This window comes from Gemmatimonadota bacterium (assembly GCA_009835325.1).
GTDB lineage: Bacteria > JAAXHH01 > JAAXHH01 > JAAXHH01 > JAAXHH01 > JAAXHH01.
The window spans coordinates 1-20,757 of record VXWP01000068.1 but is presented as its reverse complement, the minus strand read 5'-3'; the positions used below and the strand labels follow the sequence as shown (position 1 = coordinate 20,757).

The 20,757-nt window shown below is 62.0% G+C and carries 18 protein-coding genes; 9 read left to right on the top strand and 9 right to left on the bottom strand.

Features of this window, described 5'->3' with window-relative positions; translation table 11 throughout:
• Together F4Z81_08600 and F4Z81_08595 are read right to left on the bottom strand one after the other, a co-directional pair.
• Window positions 1-506: sigma-70 family RNA polymerase sigma factor (locus F4Z81_08600; protein ID MXW05107.1), on the bottom strand; the 506-nt coding region annotated here is incomplete at its 3' end.
• A 522-nt stretch (window positions 507-1,028) separates the two neighbouring features.
• Complete coding sequence (locus tag F4Z81_08595; protein ID MXW05106.1) at window positions 1,029-1,223, bottom strand: twin-arginine translocase TatA/TatE family subunit; 195 nt, start codon at window positions 1,221-1,223, stop codon at window positions 1,029-1,031.
• 279 nt (window positions 1,224-1,502) lie between these two features.
• Here F4Z81_08595 and F4Z81_08590 point away from each other — a divergent pair, with 279 nt between their 5' ends.
• From F4Z81_08590 to F4Z81_08575, 4 genes are read left to right on the top strand one after another with little or no spacing between them, the layout of a single operon-like run.
• Window positions 1,503-1,685: a SelT/SelW/SelH family protein gene (locus F4Z81_08590; GenBank protein MXW05105.1), complete on the top strand. Its 183-nt coding sequence runs from the start codon at window positions 1,503-1,505 to the stop codon at window positions 1,683-1,685.
• A 34-nt stretch (window positions 1,686-1,719) separates the two neighbouring features.
• Complete coding sequence (locus F4Z81_08585; protein ID MXW05104.1) at window positions 1,720-2,061, top strand: STAS domain-containing protein; 342 nt, start codon at window positions 1,720-1,722, stop codon at window positions 2,059-2,061.
• Window positions 2,062-2,084: 23 nt separating this feature from the next.
• Entirely contained in the window at window positions 2,085-4,589 is a 2,505-nt protein-coding gene (locus F4Z81_08580; protein ID MXW05103.1) for a hypothetical protein, read from the top strand.
• 46 nt (window positions 4,590-4,635) lie between these two features.
• The gene (locus F4Z81_08575; GenBank protein MXW05102.1) at window positions 4,636-6,216 is read left to right on the top strand and encodes a BCCT family transporter; all 1,581 of its coding nucleotides are present in this window, start codon (window positions 4,636-4,638) and stop codon (window positions 6,214-6,216) included.
• Window positions 6,217-6,311: 95 nt separating this feature from the next.
• Here F4Z81_08575 and F4Z81_08570 read toward each other — a convergent pair whose 3' ends face one another.
• From F4Z81_08570 to F4Z81_08560, 3 genes are all read right to left on the bottom strand, one after another.
• Window positions 6,312-9,278 (bottom strand): TonB-dependent receptor plug domain-containing protein, encoded by a 2,967-nt coding sequence (locus F4Z81_08570; GenBank protein ID MXW05101.1) that lies wholly within the window; start codon window positions 9,276-9,278, stop codon window positions 6,312-6,314.
• 175 nt (window positions 9,279-9,453) lie between these two features.
• Entirely contained in the window at window positions 9,454-10,350 is an 897-nt protein-coding gene (locus tag F4Z81_08565; protein ID MXW05100.1) for a class I SAM-dependent methyltransferase, read from the bottom strand.
• Window positions 10,351-10,372: 22 nt separating this feature from the next.
• A complete protein-coding gene (locus F4Z81_08560; protein MXW05099.1) occupies window positions 10,373-10,714 on the bottom strand; it encodes an STAS domain-containing protein in 342 nt (113 codons plus the stop codon).
• A gap of 322 nt (window positions 10,715-11,036) precedes the next feature.
• Between F4Z81_08560 and F4Z81_08555 the strand changes: the two genes are divergently transcribed.
• Window positions 11,037-11,732, top strand: coding sequence for a 2,5-diamino-6-(ribosylamino)-4(3H)-pyrimidinone 5'-phosphate reductase (locus F4Z81_08555; protein MXW05098.1), 696 nt, complete (start codon window positions 11,037-11,039; stop codon window positions 11,730-11,732).
• A 26-nt stretch (window positions 11,733-11,758) separates the two neighbouring features.
• Here F4Z81_08555 and F4Z81_08550 read toward each other — a convergent pair whose 3' ends face one another.
• The 4 genes from F4Z81_08550 to F4Z81_08535 all read right to left on the bottom strand — a co-directional run bounded on the left by F4Z81_08550 (window position 11,759) and on the right by F4Z81_08535 (window position 16,769).
• Window positions 11,759-12,217 carry a hypothetical protein gene (locus F4Z81_08550; GenBank protein ID MXW05097.1) on the bottom strand — a complete coding sequence of 153 codons (459 nt, stop codon included), beginning with the start codon at window positions 12,215-12,217 and terminating at the stop codon, window positions 11,759-11,761.
• 69 nt (window positions 12,218-12,286) lie between these two features.
• On the bottom strand, window positions 12,287-13,252 hold the full coding sequence (locus F4Z81_08545) for an aldo/keto reductase (GenBank protein ID MXW05096.1): 966 nt from the start codon (window positions 13,250-13,252) through the stop codon (window positions 12,287-12,289).
• A 95-nt stretch (window positions 13,253-13,347) separates the two neighbouring features.
• A complete protein-coding gene (locus tag F4Z81_08540) occupies window positions 13,348-15,687 on the bottom strand; it encodes a penicillin acylase family protein (GenBank protein ID MXW05095.1) in 2,340 nt (779 codons plus the stop codon).
• 125 nt (window positions 15,688-15,812) lie between these two features.
• Window positions 15,813-16,769, bottom strand: a complete 957-nt coding sequence (locus F4Z81_08535) for a Gfo/Idh/MocA family oxidoreductase (GenBank protein MXW05094.1) — start codon at window positions 16,767-16,769, stop codon at window positions 15,813-15,815.
• Window positions 16,770-16,916: 147 nt separating this feature from the next.
• Between F4Z81_08535 and F4Z81_08530 the strand changes: the two genes are divergently transcribed.
• The 4 genes from F4Z81_08530 to F4Z81_08515 form a co-directional block, all read left to right on the top strand.
• Window positions 16,917-17,654, top strand: a complete 738-nt coding sequence (locus F4Z81_08530) for a phytanoyl-CoA dioxygenase family protein (GenBank protein MXW05093.1) — start codon at window positions 16,917-16,919, stop codon at window positions 17,652-17,654.
• Between the two features lie 28 nt (window positions 17,655-17,682).
• A complete protein-coding gene (locus F4Z81_08525) occupies window positions 17,683-18,738 on the top strand; it encodes a hydroxyacid dehydrogenase (protein MXW05092.1) in 1,056 nt (351 codons plus the stop codon).
• A complete protein-coding gene (locus F4Z81_08520) occupies window positions 18,735-20,162 on the top strand; it encodes a sulfatase-like hydrolase/transferase (GenBank protein ID MXW05091.1) in 1,428 nt (475 codons plus the stop codon). The genes F4Z81_08525 and F4Z81_08520 overlap by 4 nt, the downstream gene beginning before the upstream one ends.
• The coding region (locus F4Z81_08515) for an alcohol dehydrogenase catalytic domain-containing protein (GenBank protein ID MXW05090.1) at window positions 20,159-20,757 on the top strand (599 nt) is incomplete at its 3' end. The genes F4Z81_08520 and F4Z81_08515, both read left to right, overlap by 4 nt.

The following is a 20,757-nucleotide window of genomic DNA, read 5'->3' as shown; positions in this document are numbered from 1 at the left end:
GGCGAAAGGGTGCTGACGGCGGCGCGTATCCGTGAAGCGATTTCGTGGTTGATGACGGCCGCGTCCGGCCGGTCGGGGGAATGGAGCGTAACCCCTTGTCTCGTCGAGTCCGGGTTCTCTCCCTGCTCTTCTTCGATCGGGACGAAGCGCCTTTTTCCATCTCGCGCTCGGTGAGTAAGGCAGACATTGGTGACGATCCGGTACAAGTAGGTCGAAAACCGGCTGCGGAACTCGAATTTTGGCAGGGCCTTTAACACCCGGATGAAGACTTCCTGGTAAATGTCCTTGGCATCGTCCATGTCCCCCACGAAGGATACGGCCATGGACAACACTTTCTCGTCGTATCGGTAGACCAGTTCCTCCAGTGCCCGCACGTCGCCGCCCCTTGCCTTGAGAATCAGCCTGCGATCCTCCAGGTCCGTGCGATCCCTTGCCGAATCGATCTCCATGTTTTCTTCCTGATGGTCCGACGCGATTCGGCCGTCGAGTTTGAGGGCAGTTTCCACGTTGTTTCCTGGCGTAGAGTGCCGTCTCTTATGCGGGCGCCTTCTGTCTATGTGACCAACTATGATCCGGAATGGTTGTGTACGAATGTGTTTTTGATCGGAAAACGCAGTTATGCGCGGTCGAGTGTGCGCTGCAAAGTGCGTTGAACTCCGCGCACGGTACAGCCACAAAGGATACAGCCTATATGGAATTCAACGTACTGGAACGAGGAAAGTCGAGGATAACTTGTTACCTGTAGACGACGAGGCCTGTCAGGCGGTGCGGGATAATGACTTACGAATTACCTGAAGGCAGCAACAGTGGGGTGAAGCGAGGAAGGCCGGATGGTCGGCGTCGGTCGACGCGCCAGAATCGGTGGCCTTGACCACCGGCAGGCAACCCAGGACACCGGAAATCGTCCCGATACTCCGATAGTCGACCCGAGACACCGGCAGGCGGCCTGTCGATTCAACGGACCGAACCGCTCGGAAGAAGCGTATCGGTACGCATCCGGAAAAACAACTGCAAGCCGCTACAGGCGTTCAGCTGTCCTTCGAGGTGGACGTGCCGGAGGTACCCTGTTTCTCTTCGGCGGGATCTTTGTTCTGTGCTTTCTTGAACTCGGTGATCCCCTGGCCCAGACCCTTGGCCAGTTCGGGAAGCTTCTTCGCCCCGAAAAGGATCATGACGATGACAAGAATGATAATCAGTTCGGTCGTGCCGAAACTACCTAGCATGTAAATCACCTCCTCGCATTGAGAATACCCTTATTGACCGATCTTGTCAAGCGCGAATGAATTGACCAGGGCCATACCTGTTCTGGAATGAACCTTGCCAGGCCGGACCCGGGCGGCGCTGTTTCAGAATCCTTGCCATGTCGTATCTCCCATGTTTATATAGTTGCTGTACTTCCGCAGCCGATCCGGCTGCCGGCCGCACCTGCGTTCAAGGAGGACACGGTGATTGTACGAATCGTTTATTGCGCTGATTGAAGCTACGAACAAGACGCCGCCGGGTTGGCGGTGAAACTGCTCGAGTACTACAAACACGATATCGAACAGCTGCAGCTCGTGCCGTCTGGAGGAGGCAAGTTCGAAGTCACGGTGGATGATTCGCTGATCTTCTCCAAGCTGGCGGCCGACCGGTTTCCGGAATACGCGGAGGTCAAGGACGCTATCGAGGCATCGATCGCGGGCTGACGCGCATTCATCCGCAACGAGGATTAAGGTTAGTATGAACATCTACGTTTCGCTGGAAGACGAGATCGCCGTGCTTCGCATCGAGGGCAGGTTGTGGGAGGAAGGGGACAGCGTCGAGCTGGACCGGATGATCGACGATACCCTCGCCCGGGGCGGCACGCGGTTCGTGGCCGATCTGACCGGCGTGCCCATCATGAACAGTTCCGGACTGGGTTCGCTGATCGCGGCCATGAAGAAAATACGATCCAGGGACGGGGAGATGGTACTCACGGGCGTCAACGACCGACTGGATCAATTGTTCCGGATCACCCGGCTGTATACGGTCTTCAAGACGTATGACGATGTGGACGCCGCCGTGGAACACATGCTCGCCTGAAGATTCAACCGACCGAGGCCGTCATGCCGGACTACCAGCCCCTGGACCTCACCCCGATCTACAACGTGAACCGCGGCGTTTACGATTCCATTGCCGACCCACCCCTGGGATCGCAGGAATTCTACGGCCTGCCCTTTCAAATCGGCGACGGCACCGGAGAAACCGACTGCTTCATCGGTTTTGGTTCCGAGGTAGGCTGTCCGTCCGAGCCCGTCGGGATTCCGGTCGGCCAGGCCGCGGTCAACGTGGTTTTCGCCCACGCGGTGATCCGTTCGGAGATCGAGGCGGGCGGTCCGATCGCCCTGCCCGTGGCCGCGTACCGGTTCGTGTGGGACGACGGACAGGCCGAGTCCGTAACGATCCGTGAACGATTCGAGATCGGCTACATGCCCCTTCCCTGGGGGCAGTATCCCTTTCTCTGCGTCCCGGACGAGAAGCCGTCGACCTATAACCGGTCGGGCGGCGACTGGAGCGATGCGGGCCGCCGGCAGACGGAGGCCGAGCAGGGGTGGCCGCGCGGTTACTATCTCTGGGCCTGGCGCAATCCACATCCAGATCGCGTAATCCGCTCGATTGAAATCACACCGCAGGGTCCGCCCTTCGTCGTGGCCGCCGTTACGCTCGGCCATGTCGACGAGGATCCCATCTGTCGCTGGGCCGCCCGGGACGTCGAAATCGAACTCAGGAACCAGGAAGACGCCGAAAAACCCTTCAACCTCGAAGTCGAGGTCGACCGGGGCTACGCGACCTACGCCTATCCGCTGCCCGAAGAAGTCGACCAGGCCTTTCTGACGGACTCCCACCGCGGCTGGGGACAGGCAGACACCAGTCGCTCCAGTCCCGCCCACGTGGGCATTGCAGGAACACCGTCGGCCACCGTGACCGTAAAACAGGATGGGAAGGCGGTCGGATCGGCCAACTGGGGCGAGCTGGAAGCTCAAGAGGTCGTCGAGACCCCCTCGGTTCGGTTCGAAGTCATCGATACGGGCCGGAACTGGGTACACACCACGGTGCTGGACGACGAGACGGGCAAGCCCGTGCCCTGCCGGGTGCATTTCCGGTCGGCCCGCGGCGTGCCCTACGCACCGCACGGCCACCATGCCCATGTGAACTCGAACCTGGATACCTGGCACGTGGACGTGGGCGGCGACGTGCGCCTGGGCCAGATGTCCTACGCCTACATCGACGGCAAGTGCCAGGGGTGGCTGCCCCGAGGCGAGGTCCACGTGGACGTCGCCCGCGGGTTCGAGTACGAGCCGATTCGCGAGCGCGTCCACATCGAGCCCGGGCAGCGCGAACTCACGCTGCGGCTCAAGCGCTGGACCGATCTGAATGCGCAGCGGTACTTCAGTGGCGACACGCACGTGCATTTCCTCTCCACCCAGGGCGCCCAGCTCGAGGCCAAAGGGGAAGACCTGAACGTCGTCAACCTCCTGCTCTCCCAGTGGGGAGGCCTTTTCACGAACACCGAGGAATTCACGGGGTCGGCGAACGTGGCGCCGGACGGCGATACGATCGTGTACGCCACGCAGGAGAACCGCCAGCACATCCTGGGCCACCTGTCCCTGCTGGGCCTGAAGGAGCCGGTCATGCCCTGGTGTTCGGACGGACCCGGCGAGGCGGAACTGGGAGGCAACCTGGAAACGACCCTGTCGTACTGGGCCGACGCCTGCCACGCACAGGGCGGGACGGTGGTGATCCCCCACATCCCCAATCCCAACTGCGAACCGGCGGTCCTGATCGCCACGGACCGCGCCGACGCCGTGGAGATGCTGGTGCACAGCGAGTACAACCACCTGGAGTATTACCGGTACCTGAATTGCGGGTACAAGCTGCCGCTCGCAGGCGGAACGGACAAGATGTCCAGCGACGTGCCCGTAGGTATCTACCGGACCTACGCCTACATCCCGCCGGACGAGCCCTTTACCTACGACAACTGGTGTAAAGCGCTGCGCGGCGGGAACACCTTCCTGAGCGCGGGGCCCATCATCCGGTTCAAGGTGAACGGCCAGGATATCGGCGACACGGTGAATCTGCCCGGTAACGGCGGAACGGTGGAAATCGAGGCGTCGGCGGATTCGACGTTGCCGATCCATACGCTGGAGATTGTGCAGCAGGGCCAGGTGGTCGCCTCTGCGGAAGAATGCAAGGGTACCCGCCGGCTGTCGCTCAAGACCAGTCTGAAAATCGAAGGCCACACCTGGCTCGCGGCGCGATGCGCCGGGCCGAACTACACCAGCATTCCGCATCACGACGGCTGGCGCCGGGGCATTATGGCCCATACGTCGCCGGTATACGTGGCCTGCGGCGGCCCCTACTGGCTGTTCGACCTGGAGAACGCCCAGTACATGCTGAGCCTGATCGAGGGCGGCCTGTCCTACATCAAGCGCCGCAGCTGGCAGCACAAGCCGGGCACGACCACCCACCATCACGGCGCGGACGATCACGAAGCCTTTCTGGAGGCACCCTACCTGCAGGCGCGTGAAGCCATTCACAGGCGGATGCACGCATTGAACATCCCCCACTGAATACCGTTGCGGGACGCCGTCGGTGCAATCCAATCGGAGGAAGACCATGGACGGACCCCGCGTCGACCGCGTCATTTTCTGGGTCGCGCTGCCGCTGATCACAGGGGTATCGGTACCCCTGGTATTGTTCCCCGTCGAAGGAGAAGCCCTGCTCAGCGCGGCCTTCGGCTGGCTGACCAGGGTCCTGGGATGGGCCTACCTCTGGTTCACCATCGCCGCCTTCGCGCTCCTCGTCTACTATGCCCTCGGCAAGTACGGAAACGTTCGGTTCGGCGGATCCGACGCCAAGCCGGAGTTCTCCCTGATCAGCTGGATCGCCATGATCTTCTGCGCCGGCATCGGCGCCAGCGTCCTCTACTGGGGCACCATCGAATGGGCCTATTACTACATGAATCCCCCCTTCGGTCTCGAACCCCGATCCGCCGAGGCCACGGAGTGGGCGGCGACCTACGGACTCTTCCACTGGGGATTCACGGCGTGGGCGATCTACTGCATCCCCACCCTGCCCCTCGCCTACCTTTTCTGGAACCGGCGGCGTCCGGTCCTGCGCATGTCGGCGGCCTGCGAAGGCGTGATTGGCGCACAGGCGGCCCGGAGGCTTCCGGGCAAGTTCATCGACATGCTGTTCATGTTCGGCCTGCTTGGTGGGGTCGGGACGTCCATCGGGCTCAGCACGCCCATGATTTCGGCGGGGCTGTCGGAGATGCTCGGCGTCGCCAGGGGGTACTGGCTGGACGCCTCGGTGGTGATTACGCTGGGGGCGATCTTCGGCGTGAGCGTCTACACCGGGTTGCAGCGCGGAATCCGCATGCTGAGCCGATTCAACCTCTGGCTCACCATCGCGCTGCTGGCGTTCGTCTTCCTGGCGGGGCCTACGCTGTTCATCATAGACACGATTACCAACAGCATCGGCCTGCTGGTGCAGAACTTCGTCAAGATGAGCCTGTACCTGGATCCGGTCGGAAAGTGGGGTTCGCTGATTTCGGCAACGGGGGAAGGGAGTTCGGGGCCACAGGCTACCTTCCCGGAGCAGTGGACCGTTTTCTACTGGGCGTGGTGGATCGCCTTCGCGCCGTTCATGGGGCTGTTCGTCGCCCGCATCTCCCGGGGCCGTACGATCCGCGAGCTGATCGGCGCCGAGATCATCGGCGGTGCGATGGGTTGCTGGATGTTCTTTGCGGTCCTCGGCAACACGAGCCTGTTCTTCCAACTGGAGGGCTCACAGGACCTCACCGGCCTGGTCGCGCGCAACATGACGCCGGAAGCGATCATTGCCACGGTGGTCGCCGTGGGTGACCGGGTGATCCCCTTTGCCATACCGCTTCTGCTGGTGTTCGTGACCCTGGCGATCATCTTCGCCGCCACCACGCTGGATTCCGCATCCTACATTCTGGCGTCGGTGGCGACCCGGGAACAGGCCGAAGTACGGGAACCCGCGCGCTGGCACCGCTGTTTCTGGGCGGTGGTGCTCAGTTCCGTGGCGCTGTCGCTGATGTTCGTGGGGGGGACGGAAAGCCTGCGGGCGGTCCAGTCGGCTTCCCTGATCGTCGCGCTTCCGCTCATCGCGGTGCTGGTTCTGATGACCCTGTCCTTCATCCGGTGGCTAAAGCAGGATCACGGCTCCTGAACGAAAAATGGGCGAGCCCGTGAAAGCCCGCCCACCTATCTTCTGGCGATTTGAACTCCGCGAAAGACCGAGCTCCCGCGCACGACGTTGTACGCCTACCTGAAACTGTACGTCACGCCCAGCTTGATCCGCCGGCCCTTGGGATCATGGGTCAGCGCGTCGAAGGCCAGCTCCTGGTTCACGTAGGGCGGCGCCGCGCCGGTCAGATTGAACAACGACAGCGTGGCGACCGCGCCGGTATCGGGAATCCGCCACTGGAAGTTCATGTCGAAAGTCAGGAACGGATCAATCTGGGTCCAGTCTTCGCCCGAGGGCCCCGTATCGAACCAATAGTCTCCATTCTCATACGAAGAGATGTAATGAGTCCTGGCGATGGCGCTGTAGTCGCTCCAGTGGTATCCGACGGTCGCGTTCAGCCGCAGCGGAGGTAATGGCGGCGCCAGGGGATTGGTCAGGTTTAGAAAACCGACGGCCTCGTTTTCGGCGACAATCTCCACGCCGTTGTGCATGAGCGGCTCTATGGTATAGTCCAGGGTATAACTGCCGTCCAGGTGGGCGTCGACTGCGCCACTGCCTACCACATGGCGTCCACCGATATGCCAGTCGATTCCGGAAGTCTTGAGCCCGGGCCAGTTGATGTGGTTGATCCTGATCCGTTCCATGTCGCCCGGGGCGCAGCTCCCGTCGTTCCGGTTGCCGGGACAGTAGATCCGGTCCTGCACCGCGGCGCGGGTCGACGGGTCCACGTAGGCCGCGGCCAGCGCGGAGTGGGGAATGACGCCGATAGGATTGTTGAAATCGAAATTCCAGTAGTCCACCGTCACTTCGAAACCGGTATCGTTTTCGATGATGACGCCCAGGTTGTAGGTGAGCGCTTCTTCAGGTTCAAGGTCTTCGACGCCACGGTTTTCGATGGCCTTCCAGGCGCCCGTCGGTCCGACGTAATCCGTGTAGATGACGACGTCCGTGTTCAGGTCATCCACTGAAGGCGTTCGGAAAGTAGTCTGCACCGTTCCCCGCAGGGCCAGGAAATCACTGACCTGTGCCCTCAGTGAGATCTTCGGGTCCAGGCTGTTCGCGAATCCGTAGTCCTCGAAATGCAACGCGGCCTGACTGTCCAGCCAGTCGCTGGGCTTAAGCGCCAGTTCCGCGAAAACGGCGTGGGTCGTCTGGTTGGCTTCATAGGGATGGATCCCGGACGTAAAGGTGAAAGAACCGGTCTGGATCGCGCAGCTTCTGTCCCCCGGTATGCGGCAGGGATTCTGAGAGAGGTCGCCAGGCGCATTGGGTACGGCGGAGACATCGACACGGCGCAGCTGATACCCCGTGGCGTAGCTGGCGACGCCTTCCTTGATCACGCCGTTCAGTATGGCTTCCATCGAAAGCAGACTGGCCTCGCTGGTCGTGGCGACCCTTTCGTTGATCCAGTCGATCAGCTCTGCGCTGTGCGCCAGGTCGGCCCGGTAATTCGGATTGGCGCTGTCGGTATAAGGAGCGTCGGGTTGTGCCGAAAACTGGATACCGTTGCTGAATGGGTTGAAGTAAGAGCAATTCCCGGTTCCGGGAGTGACGCCGCTGGGGATCGGACCGAGGGCGAGGCCGGAAGGCGCGCTCGGGTCCGGAACGACCCCGACACCGCAGTTCGGCCCGCCGAACCCGCGGAAAGCCAGGAATTTCCGATACGCGTACTCCGCAGGCTGGCGCACCGTGCCTTTCGTATCGGAATACGAAATACCCAGGTCGTAGCTCAAACTGGACTCGCCGATCGGACCCGTGAGGGAGCCTGCCAGGCGGCGGGTGCGTGACTCCCTGCTCTGGACGCGTCCGGGACCGGCGTTGCCGACCAGGCGGCCGAAGAAGTACCAGGGCTGGTCGCCGGTCAGGTCCAGCGTGACCCCGTCTGAATTCGTATAGGTCGGGTTTTGCTCCACAAAGGCAACCCGGCCGGGATGGTCGGCGCGCACCTGCTGTACACCGTCATAAAACGCGATGGGAGGAAAGGAAGGCGTGGTTTCCCATTCGGGTACCCGGGCGTCGTGGTAGAGCGCTTCCAGGTGATAGTCCGTCTCGCCGAACGAGCCGTTCAATTCGGCGAATCCCCGGGTGTGTTGGAGTTTTTCAATGATGCTGTCCCAGGGCTGGTAGCGGAACCGGCACGTGCTGGCGCCTACCTGGTACCCACCCAGACCTGTACAACCTGGATCTACGAATCGTGGCTCCCCGGCCAGGATGCTTTCATCCGTCTGCAGTCCGTCCGGTATGATGAACGCGCCGGGATTGCCGTACCATGACCAGCCCCATCCGTAGTTCGGAAAGGGACGCAGCGCCCAATCCCGCTCTTCGGCGCGCAGGTTACCGCGGCGCTTGTGTTCCAGGGAAATCACCAGGTTGGAATCGCCCACTTTGCCGCCCCAGATACCGCCGAGCATCGCGTCTCCGCCAGCATCGAAATAGTCATAGGATACATCCAGCTCGAAACCTTCGAAACTGCCGCGCGTGATGAAGTTGGCGACGCCCGCGATCGCATCCGATCCGTAGACTGCCCCCGCGCCTTCCTTGAGGATATCCATCCGTTCGATGGAGATGGACGGGAAGGCGTTCACGTCGACGAACCGGCCCCCCACGAGCCGGCCGGGCACGTAGGTCTGACGCCGGCCGTTGAGCAGCACCAGGCTGCGCGAAGCGCCGAGGCCGCGCAGGTTGATGTTCGCCACGGTTTCCGGGATGTCTCCCGACTGCGCGTTGTACCAGCTGTTGGCCTCGCCGATGACGCCACTGCTCGCGCTCAGGTTCTTGAACAGGTCGACCATGGACGGCGATCCCTGTTCGGCCAGCGACGCACGGTCGATGCGGGCGACGGCATAGGGGAGTTCGATCGGGGATTCCCGGACCGCTGTTCCGGTAACGACGATCGCTTCCGCTTCCAGCACGGGCAGCAGGAAGAGGGAATCCGGCAACGCGTCTTCCTGTTGGTCGGCAAGCACGGTTGAGCATGGCATCCCGGCCAGGCAGAGCCAGCCGAACACCATCAAGACAATTGAACGCCTGTTCGATGTGTACATGAGAGGCCGCCTGTATCTATGAGCTTTTTATGATTTTTGGAATTTCAAATGTTCAGGAATTGGGCAGTTAGTATATGTCAAAAAACCCATTATGTCAAGGTATTTTAAGGACTTATACATATGTTGCGAAATATCACAATACACGGAGTAAATACTTAAATCCGTTAACGGTTCTTCAGCCTCGCCTTCTCAGATGCAGGCACCAGAATAGGGGCGGCAGGGCGTACACGTCGCTGCGCCCATCCACGTACCGTTTCTGCTGGTCGGCCGGTGAATCGTTGCGGACGACCTTCCATTTGCCACCAACGTCGAAGTCGGTTACCACCCTGGCCGGGTCGAATGACGTGATCATGGGTTCTCCCAGCTTCCCTACATAGTTCTTCATACTCAGGGCCCGGGGACGTTCTTCCTCCGGAATGCTGTTCGTCTCGGCGAGGTAGTCGAAGACGATCTCCGAACCGGGGCAGGTTATCCCGGCCACTTTATTCATCGTGTCCTGAATCGCGTCCCGGGACAGGTAGTAGGTCACGCCCAGCCAGTTGAAGAAGGAACGTTTCTCCGGGTCGAATCCATGGGCGGTCAGCCGGTCCGCCAGGTCGTCTTTCTCGAAATCGATGGGGATCAGCCGCAGACTGTCCGGCAACGCCAGTCCGGCGGCCCCGGCCCGCTCCCGTTTCAGGGCGATCGTGGAAGCGAGATCGATTTCGTAGACGGTCACGTCGAGCCGGGGATGACGCAGGGCGAAGGTATCGTAACCGGAACCGAGTATGACGTACTGGTCCACGCCGTCTTCGATCGCCGCGAGCAGGCAGTCCTCGGTAAAGCGGGCCCTGGTCAGCGGCTGGGTGGTGATCGGCATGAGCCTTCGCAACGCGATTTTGGATACGAAGGCGTCGATCAACCTGTATCCTATGATCCGTTTCCACCGTTTGCTCAGAAACCGGAACGCGAAGGGATCGTGGAAGATGTAGGGCGGCTTGTGCCGGAGGAGGTGCCGGGCGCGGCTTACCGCCACGAGTTCGGCGGTCCGGCTTCCGTGGGTCTGGACGAGGCCCGGGTGCTGATCAGCCATGTCAGGTATCAGTCCGCCCGGTTCAGGTTCCGAAAGCCTCGATGGCGCCTTCCAGCGTATCGTGGACGGCGAAAACGGTCGTCAGCTTGGTCATCTGCAGGAGGCTGCTGACGCTGCGCGTCACGCTTGCGAGCTTCAGATCGCCTCCCACCTTCTGCATGCGGGTATAGGCACGAATGAGCAGTCCCAGCCCCGAACTGTCGATCCAGTACACTTTGCTCAGATCGAAGATGATTTTCCTGGAACCCTGGTCGGCCAGCCGGTTGATGCGTTCGCTCAAGGCGTCGGTGTCTCTTCCCTCGGCCATGCGGCCGCTCAGTTCCAGCACCGTGACGTCCCCGTGTTTGATTTCTCTGACTTTCACAAATTCCTGCCTCTCTCAAGCGGAACCATCTTTACAATATGCTGGCGCTATCGCACGCGAATCAAACGGCTTCAGGAATGATAGACCTAAGTGTGGCGGGGTACTGACGCTGATAGGGCGATCCGAAGGCCAGGACCGGAAAGCCGACCGACCGCGGATGCGCTTCCTGCTGCCGGATGCCATTCCGGGGAATGAATCCGGACTTTGTCTTGCTGAAATTCGACTTGAATAATATACTGGCTTTGTTTATCTGTCAAGACGATTTTACGGGTGTTTCCAATAAACAGGACGCCTGAACGGGACGCCAACCGAAACGCTTCCAATGAAGTCCGACAGACGACCGTACATCCTGCTGAATTACGCCTTGAGCCTGGACGGCAAGTTATCCACGGAGCAACGCGATCCGGTTCGTTTCACGAGCAGAATCGACCGCGGGTTGATGGACGAGATCAGGGCGGACGCCGATGCCGTGCTCATCGGCGCCGGCACGCTCCGCGCGGAAGATCCGCCGGTCAGGATCACGTCGGCCCGGCGGCGGGAGGAACGCAGGCGCAAGGGCAAATCGCCCCATCCGGTCTCGGTGATCCTGTCCCGGTCCATGCGGTTGCCACGCGAAGGTAGATTCTGGAAAGACGACCAGGTCGAACGGATCATCGCGACGACGCAGCAGGCGAAAGACGAACAGGTGCTGCCGTTTCGGGATCTGGCCGAAGTGATCCGGGTGGGCCGGACCACCGTCGATCTTCAAGCATTCTGCCGGATGCTGGCCGACCGCGGTATTGAACGGTTGCTCGTCGAAGGCGGAGGCGAGGTCAACATGGCCTTCTGGGAGGCCGGGCTGGTGGACGAGGTGTACCTGACCCTGTGTCCCGTCGTGATCGGCGGCAGCACCGCTCCAACGGCGGCGGACGGCAAGGGCTTTGCCAGCGATCGATTCCGCAAGCTCAGGCTGATAGAGTCCCGGCGGGTCGGCCAGGAGTTGTTCCTGAGATACCGGGCGGTGCGGTCGAAATCATAGTCCGCGTGGTGCCCGGCTGATCCAGATCACTTGAGGGCGTGCACCTTGATCCGGACGGTCCCGTCCTGCACGGTCAGGGTAGACTCGGCCAGGTTCAGCGGGACGTTGACGGGGCCGCCCTCCGCGCTTTCGGGTTCCAGCGTAACGTCCAGCCTCGAAGGTTTGAGTCCTTCCCAGGTCCCCCAGTAGATGTCGATGAAGAGACCGATGCCGAGGGTGAGCAGGATGTCGGCGACGATTACCGAGGGCAGCTTGACCTTCTGCAGGACGATCCACTTCGTCTCGTAGCCCGGCTTGGTGATTTCCACCAGGTGGGACTCGTTCCGGGGAAGTTCGATCGTGAACGGATTCGTGTCCCGGTCGATGCGGTCCGGGATCTTGATCCGTGCGTCCGCGGGGGTCACGTTGATCTCCACTTTCTGGGTGTCGCCCAGAAACACCCGCCCGCATCCGGAGGTGAAGAGGAGCAGAAGGCATAACGTCAAGCACCGCATTGATTTCCTCCGATTTTCCTGAGTCCGTATATCATTTTGTTAAATGTGTGTTGAAGCCCATCACGTCCAGCTCGTGTAGGGCGGCAGCGGCCAGTTCGCTTTCCCGCCAATGGCCAGCGCCCGTTTCCGTTCGTTGGCAGTCAACGGGGGTACGCTGTCCGCTCCCGCGTTCTCTTCCAGCTGCGCCCGGTTTTTGGCGCCGGGTATCACCGAGGTCACGCCTGGCGTGTCCAGCACGAACCTGAGCGCCGCCTGCACCATGGTGCGCTTTCCGCCTTCCACCAGGAAGGAAAGCGCCGACAGTTTCTTCAGTGCGGCCCGTATCCGTGGATTGTCGAAACGCTCGTGCCGGCGGTCCTGTGGATCGAGCCCGGACAATGAGTTGTAATACTTACCGGTCAGCGCACCCTGGGCGAGCGGCACGCGGATGAGCGTCCCCAGGTTATGTGCTTTCGCGAACTTCAGCCCCGGCTGTCCCACCGGATTAACGATGCTGTAGCCGATCTGGGCCATCGAAAGATCGCCCAGCGCCATCAGGGCCCTCATGACATCCGTTTCGTAAGTCGAGATGCCGAAACATCGTATCTTACCCGCTTCGACCAGCCGCGTTAACGCCTCCACGATCGCCGGCATGCCGGCCTCGTCCGGTTCGCCGTGCAACTGGTAGATGTCGATGTATTCGGTCCGCAGTCTTTCCAGGCTTCCATCGCAGTTCCTCGCGATGTACCGCTGCAGCGGCTCCTCCGGGTCGTCGGATCTCGGCGCGACCTTGGTGGCGACCACGTAGCGGTCCCGCCTGCCCCTGAGCGCCCGGCCGATGATCCTTTCGCTATGGCCGGCGCCGTACCCGTTGGCCGTGTCGAGCAGGTTGATGCCGAGGGATTCCGCGTGTTGTATGGTGGCGATGGACTCTTCGTCGTCGATACCCGACCAGTTCGCCCCGCCGGCCATCCCGGCCATGGGCCAGCAGCCCAGGCCGACGGACGAGACCTCGATCCCGGTTTTTCCCAGTACGCGGTACTCCACTCAGCTAACGTCCCTTCGGCGACAAAGTTTCAATATCGGCCGAGCGTCCCCGTCGATGGTCCCCGACGATCGTCCCCACCGGTTGTCCCCGCCGCTCAGCGCGGAGACAGAGTGAGCCGGTGCCCCGCGAGTGCTTCCACCGCCTCCCGGCTGAACGCCAGCTGGAGATACTCGTCGTTCCCCCAGGTATCCAGCAGGCTGCCGTAGTAGGGGCTTCCGGGCTGTCCAGACTGTCCCGGCGTGATGATGAAGACCGAACGGTCCCAGTCTTCCGTGTCCAGGATGTGCCGGAAGCTCACCGACGTGGCGGCGATGGTGCCGAAGCCGCCCGACCGCTCCACGGCGGGCAGGGAGAATGCGTCGGACAGGAGGTGGGTGAAGGGACTCTTCTGCAGGCGCCCGTACCGCCACTCACCCCAATCCTCGCCCAGTTCCGATTTCAACCGGTCCACGGTCTTGCGCAATCCGGCTTCCACGAGGGGCTGGCGTTCGTCGTCCGGCGTCTCCGCGTCGTAGGCGGCGGCTTCGGCCTCGCCCCGCCACCGGTACCAGATTGCCGCACCGGCGCTGTCGCGGTTCAGCACGCCGTTCCAGCCGGCCACGAGCGCCCGGGCGCGGTCGACCTCCGCGTCGTCCGACGTCCAGCCCTGAAACGACGGAATATCGGCCTCGGCCCGCAGTGAATACGCGTCCAGCTGGATGCGCTTGTGGTCGTCGACGGTGTACTTGCGGTTCGATTGCAGCAGCTGCTTCATACGCTCGATCCGGGAGTATTCGACGCCTCTCGAAGAGTGGAACATGACCGGGCGTCCGGTGTAGTCCGGCGGGTGCGAATCGTTATTGGCCGTCCCGACCCAGCCGCGCTGGGGATTGTACTCACGGGGCAGGTCTTCCCGGAACCCCTGCCACTCGTACCGCCCGTCGCCGGGGACGGGCAGCCGGCCGTTCCAGCCTTCGCGGTCCGGCGTGAGGGCCGAAACCTGGAAGGCGATATTACCCTCCACATCGCCGAATACCAGGTTGTGCGTCGGCACCTTCCAGAACATGGCCCGCTCGAAAAAGTCCTCGGCGCTCTCGGCCTGGGCCATGCGGAAGCAGCCCAGGTACGGCGCGGTACCCGGCTCGTGGGTGATGGAACGCACGGCATAGACCACCCCGTTCTCCGGATCTTCGTAGAACACGGGACCGTGTCGGCTGTACTTCAGCACGACTTCCCGGGGCTCTTCGCCCCTCACCGGGATCTCTTCCGTGATGACGCGCAGGGGTTCCCATCCGTCCCGCCACCTCACCATGTCCGGCTGATCCGGATGGAGCTCCTCTACGTACACGTCGTTCACGTCGACCCCCGCGAAGGTGTATCCCCACGCGACCCGGTCGTTGTGTCCGGCGGTCACGCCCACGAAGGGCGGCTCGCTGGCCCCGATTACGTTCCAGCCCGGGGCGTTCAGATGGGAATAGTACCGCAGCGAGGGGTTCTCGAGGCGGCGGTGGGGGTCATTGACGACCATGACCTGGCCCGTGATGGACAGGGCGCCGCTCACGGCCCAGTTGTTGCTGCCGATCTCGAGCAGCTGCTCTTCGGTAGGCGCCTCGGCCTGGCGGTCCGTGGGTACCAGTCCGGTATACGGTTCAACGAGTTCGAGTTGCGGCAGGCGGCCGGGTACCAGGGGATCGCCTTCCCCTTTCCGCATCGCGTTCACGATATCCTCGTGGACGATGGTCACGTCCAGGCCCTCCGGCACCACGAGGTCATCCCAGGGCAGGGGCGCCGCGCGTCGATTGGCCTCCTCTACGCCCAGTTCCGCCACGGACCGGGCCAGCCGGATCTCGTCCCCGGCGTCGTTGCCCGCGCTCGGGAAGAAGAGACCGGTCCATCGCCGCACCACCGTCTCCTTCGTCCACCGGCCGGGCCGGATGCCCGTCAGCTTGAACTCCACCGGCAGGTTGTCGGCCTGCGTGTCGACATAGGCGTTGACGCCGTTCGCGTACGCCGTGAAGATACGTTCGCCCTCGGCGTGGTAGCTGGTCCACTCCCGGTCGTCGAAGGGTCCGCGGTACATCATGAGCCGCGTCCTTGCGTCGTAATCGAAGGCCTCGGGACCGAAGATCTCCGCGAGGCGCCCTTCCCGCCACCGGCGCCAGAGCTCCATCTGCCACAGGCGGTCCTGGGCCATCACGTAACCCTGGGCAAAGAAGAGGTCATCCGTGTTCTGTGCGTAGATGTGAGGTATGCCGTGGCGGTCCCGGATCACCTCGACGGGCTCCTGCAGTCCATCCAGGGTCAGTTCCCCTTCGATCTGGGAGATGGACGCGCGAGCCAGGGACATGAGCTGTTCGTCGGTATCCACGGTGTCCACCTCCTCGCCGCAGCCCATGGCCAACAGGGGAGTGACTACGAGCCCGATAATGAATTGCCTGGATTTAGTAAACGTCATAAATGGCTCCTCCTGCTTACTCGCCGCCGAGTTGCTCAGTGCAATAGCTTCATTCCCCTAGCATCCTATCATGCGGTCGCCCGGATGTCAAGAAACCGAAGGCTGGCTCAGTCGCGCAGCTCGGCTCAGTCGCGCAACGCCGCCCGGATTCGGTCGGCCAGCTTCATCGTCTCGACGGCCTCGTCCAGGCCCGCAGCGGGCAGGTCCACCGGACGGTCTTCCTTGATGCAGTCGACCAGGAAGCGGGCCTGTTCGGCGGTGCCGCCGGATTCCACCAAGTCGAATTCTTCGGTCGTTCCGTCGCGTTGGACCACGGCTTTCCTCACGCCTTCGAGGTAGGCCGAGCAGTCCCTGCCGTGGATTTCGTAGCGCTCCAGCCGGGCGTCCGTCGTGAAATTGGCCGTGAGCTGGGCCACGCACCCGTTCTCGAAGCGGATGAGCGCGGCGTAAACGTCGACGAAAGGCGAATTAGTCCGGCGGGCGACGGCGTGCAGCTCGACGATAGGGGAACTTCCGGCCAGGGACCGGGTCAGGTCGATGGCATGGATCGGCGTCTCGTAGATGAAGTTGTCCAGCAGATGATCGGGGAAGCCCCGCCGGTGCAGACCGGTCATGCTCTTGTGGAATTCCGCCACGATCTGGGTAATGGGACCCCGCTCCTCGATCAGGCCGCGTGCCTTGCAGATCAGCGAATGGAAACGGCGGTTCCAGCCGACCAGCACCTTCGCGCCGGACGCATTGGCTGCATCGCGGAGCCCCTCGGTTTCCGCACCGGACAGCCCGGGCGGCTTCTCCAGCAGCGTGTGGACCCCGGCCTGGATCACCGGCAGCGCGCACTGGCCGTTCAGGTGAGCCGGAGTCGCGATGACCGCCAGGTCCAGTTCCTCTTTTGCCAGCATGTCCCCAATGTCATCGTACCTGTACGGAACGGCATTCTCTTCAGCGACCCGGTCGCGGAGTTCCTTGACGGGATCGCAGACGGCCACGAACTGCAGGTCGTCGAAGGATTTCATGACTTCGATGTGGCCCCGACCTCTGCTGCCGCATCCGATCAGGGCGGCATTGAGGACTGTTCTGGGCATTTCGTGTGCTCCTGGTGGGCTGCAAAGAACTGTAGAAAGGCGTAGTATGGTTGACGCCGCGATCGATACGGTGAACTACTTGACGCTGGCAATGTATGGTCATTTCTTTTGCAAGTAAACACACCAATTTCGAAACCAATTCCTCGCATGCCAGATCTCGAGTTTTTCAAGCAGCATGGTTACGTCAACCTCGGCCAGGTCTTTACCGGCGAGGAACTGAATCGATTCATTGACCTGTACGACCGCGACAAGTCGGAATCGGGCTGCTTCTGGCATCCCATTTCCAATCACGGCCACCAGACCCTGAACTGCGATCCGCTGATCTCCTCGCCGGAAATCGACGGTCTCATCCGCCACTCCGCCCTGATCGACCCGGTCGAGACGATCTTCGAAGGGCCAAGTTGGCTGGGGGAGGTTTGCCTGCGGCATATGGTCCCGCGCGACAGCAACCCGGAGGAGATCTGGCACAGGGACCGTCCCCATGCTACGGACCGGCCCTACCGGTGCGGCTATCTGCAGATGATGCTCTACCTTTCCGATGTTCACGAGGGTACGCACTGCTTCTCAATATCGCCTGAACCCTGCGACGGACACATACTCGAGACCCAGGAGCAACTCGCACAGCGCGGCAAGGTCCACCTTCATGGTCCGGCGGGCACCGTCATCCTGTTCAACCTGTCCGTGCTCCACGCCGCGACCGTACGCATCACCCCGCACGAGCGCAAGACCGTCCAGATCTACTACGGCCATCGTGATGGCCCTGTGCTTAGCGACTGCACCATGATTCCCGCTCGGCTCTGGCGGGACCATCCCGATCCGGAAGTACGGGGTTTCTACGGTATGAAGACCAGTCGTACACTGAAGTATGCCGAGGCCTTCGGTTGAATGCTTAGAGGCACCGTGAGGAGCGCGAATGTCAAACAGTCGACCGCAAGTACTCATCGCCTGCGACGAGCGGGTACGCAACGGCTATCTGCCGCCTGAGGAACTGACCCGACTCGAGGCCTTTGCCGATTGGACGTGGTTCCACAGCGAGGGCGGTGGAATCTACGATACCAGTACGGACCCCGAGACTACGGCGCGGCTGGCGAAAGAAATGGCGGGCGTGGACGCCCTCGTCGTGTGCCACGGCGCGCCAAGGATCGACGCGGCGATCCTGGATGCCGCGCCCCGGCTGCGGTTCGTCGGCGAACTGGAAGGCGACCGGTTTGCCGCGCGGCTGGACCTGGAAACGTTGTGGGCGCGCGACATTCGTACCGTGGATACGACCAACGGATCCACCTATCCCGTGGCCGAGTGGGCCCTGGCCCTGACGCTGATCTCCATGCGCAATGCCGGCGCGCTCTTCCGCCGGATCATCGACCGCAACACACAGGATAGAAGCCTCATTCAACCCATGGCGGGCATCCTGACCGGCAAGCGGGTGGGACTCATCGGCGGTGGACACATGGGGCGGCGGCTGATGAAGCTGCTGCGGCCCTTCGAGGTCGAGCTCTGGGTGCACGATCCCTACCTGCCGCAGGAACTGCCCGAAGCGCTGGGCTTCCTGCAGACGTCGCTGGAAAATGTGCTTTCACAGTGTGACGCGATCATCTGCGTGGCGCCCCTCACCCCCCATACCCGGGGCATGATCGGTAAGCGCGAACTGGACCTCATTCCATCGGGCGCGGTGTTCGTGAACGTTTCGCGCGGGGCCATCGTCGACACGGCGGCCCTGATCGAGCGCCTCAAGCGCGGGGACATCGCCGCGGGGCTGGACGTGTTCGACCCGGAGCCCATCCCCGAAGACAGCGAGATCATTGGACTGCCGAACGTCTTTCTCACGCCCCACTTCTCCGGCCGCACGGGAGAGGATTATCCCCACTTCTTCCACTACATGGTCGATGAGCTGGACCGGTTCTTCGCCGGCCATCAGACCTGGTTCAACCTGACGCCGCGCTCGAAGGCCAATCGCGAAGGTAACGTATGAAAAGCCCCAACCTGCTCTACATCTTCACCGATCAGCAGCGCGCGGATACGCTGGGGTGCTACGGAAACCACCAGATCGAAACCCCCGCGCTCAACGCGCTGGCGTCGGACAGCTTCGTCTTCGAAAACGCCTACGTGAGCCAGCCCGTTTGCAGCCCGGCCCGGGCCACCATGCTCACAGGGCTTTGGCCGCACACGGCGGGCGTTCCGTCCTGCAACGTGCCCCTGGCCGCTGACATACCGACCATCGCCGAGATGCTGCCGGAGGGATACGATACGGCCTTCATGGGGAAATGGCATCTGGGGGACGAGATCTTCCCGCAGCATGGCTTCAAGACCTGGGTGGGCACGGAAGACCAATATCGCCGCGGTTACTCGGAAACGGATCGGCTCACCGAAGTCAGCGACTATCATCATTTCCTGGTGGGTAAAGGATACACGCCCGATATCGAGCTATTGGGTCAACAGGTCTTCTCGCGACACTACGCGGCGTCCCTGCCGGAGGAATGCACCAAGGCGTGGTACCTGGGCGAGCGCGCGGCCGACTACATTTGCCAGCAGGGCGACGACCCCTTTGCCCTCTGCGTCAGCTACCTCGAGCCCCATCCCCCGCACACCGGTCCGCTCAACGACTACTACGATCCGAACAGCCTGCCCACCGGACCGGCATTCATGCGGCAGCCGCCCGACGACGCGCCGCTGCTCGTCCGGCTGATGGCCGCCTTCTACATGCAATCCGAAAACTACGGGCTGGACCTGCGCACCGATCCGGGCTGGCGAGCGCTCATGGCACGATACTGGGGCAACATTACCCTGGTGGACCGTTCGGTAGGGAGGATCCTCAAGGCCCTGGAGGAGAGCGGCAAGGCCGATGACACCATCGTCGTATTCACGTCCGACCACGGCGAGTTGATGGGCGATCACGGCATCCTGGGCAAGACGCTCATGTACGAGGAGTCCATCAAGGTGCCCATGGTGTTGCGCGCGCCTATGGTGAATCAGCTTCCGCGCCAGGTCAGCGGCCGGTTCAGCCACATCGACCTGGTCCCCACGCTGATGGAGTTGCTTGGCCTCGAGCGTCCGGATCGGTTGCAGGGTCGAAGCCGGGTTCCGGTACTGAAAGGGCAAGAAAACCTGGAAGGCGACGACGTGTTCGTCGAGTGGAGCGGCGCTGACGGCCACGCTCCTGCCGGATTCGGCGAAGCGGAACCGAACCAGAGCATGGTGCACCCCTACCGGACCGTCGTGGCCTCGGACGGATGGAAACTCAACCTGTATGGGAAGGGCCAGGGGGAATTGTACGATCTGAACAGCGATCCCCACGAGCTTGAGAATCTGTATCACAGGGGCGAGCAGGCCGGCCGGGTATCGGACCTTACGGAGCGGATCCAGGCCTGGCAGGAGGAGACGGGAGACCAGTCATGAAAACCGGAAAAGTCGCTGTATACACCCAGCCGCAGGCACCGATGGAGATTCGTGAATACCCCGTACCGTCGGTTACGGCGGACGATATGCTCGTCCGGATCCGCATGGCGAATATCTGCGGTTCCGATCTGCACATCTGGCGTGGACACGGTCCCAGAATAGAGAGCGGTATCCCCCAGGTACTCGGGCACGAAATGATCGGTACCATCGAAGCCATGGGGCGCGACGTCTCCACTGACAGTGCCGGTCAGCCGCTGTCCGAAGGGGATCGCATCGTCTACTCCTACTTCAAACCGTGTCAAAAGTGCTGGACGTGCCTCAACGGCAAACCGGGATGTCCCGACCGCTACAGAGACTGGATCGGCGTCTCGAGTGATCAGCCTCCGCACTTTCACGGCGCCTACGGGGAATACTACTACATGAAACGCGGCCACTGGGTTTTCAAGGTGCCCGATGAGCTCTCGGACGCGATCGTATCCCCGATCAACTGCGCTCTGTCGGAAGTCATCTATGGTCTCAACCAGATCGGTGTAACCCTGGGAGACACGGTGGTTATTCAGGGGGCGGGCGGACTGGGACTCTATGCGACCGCCGT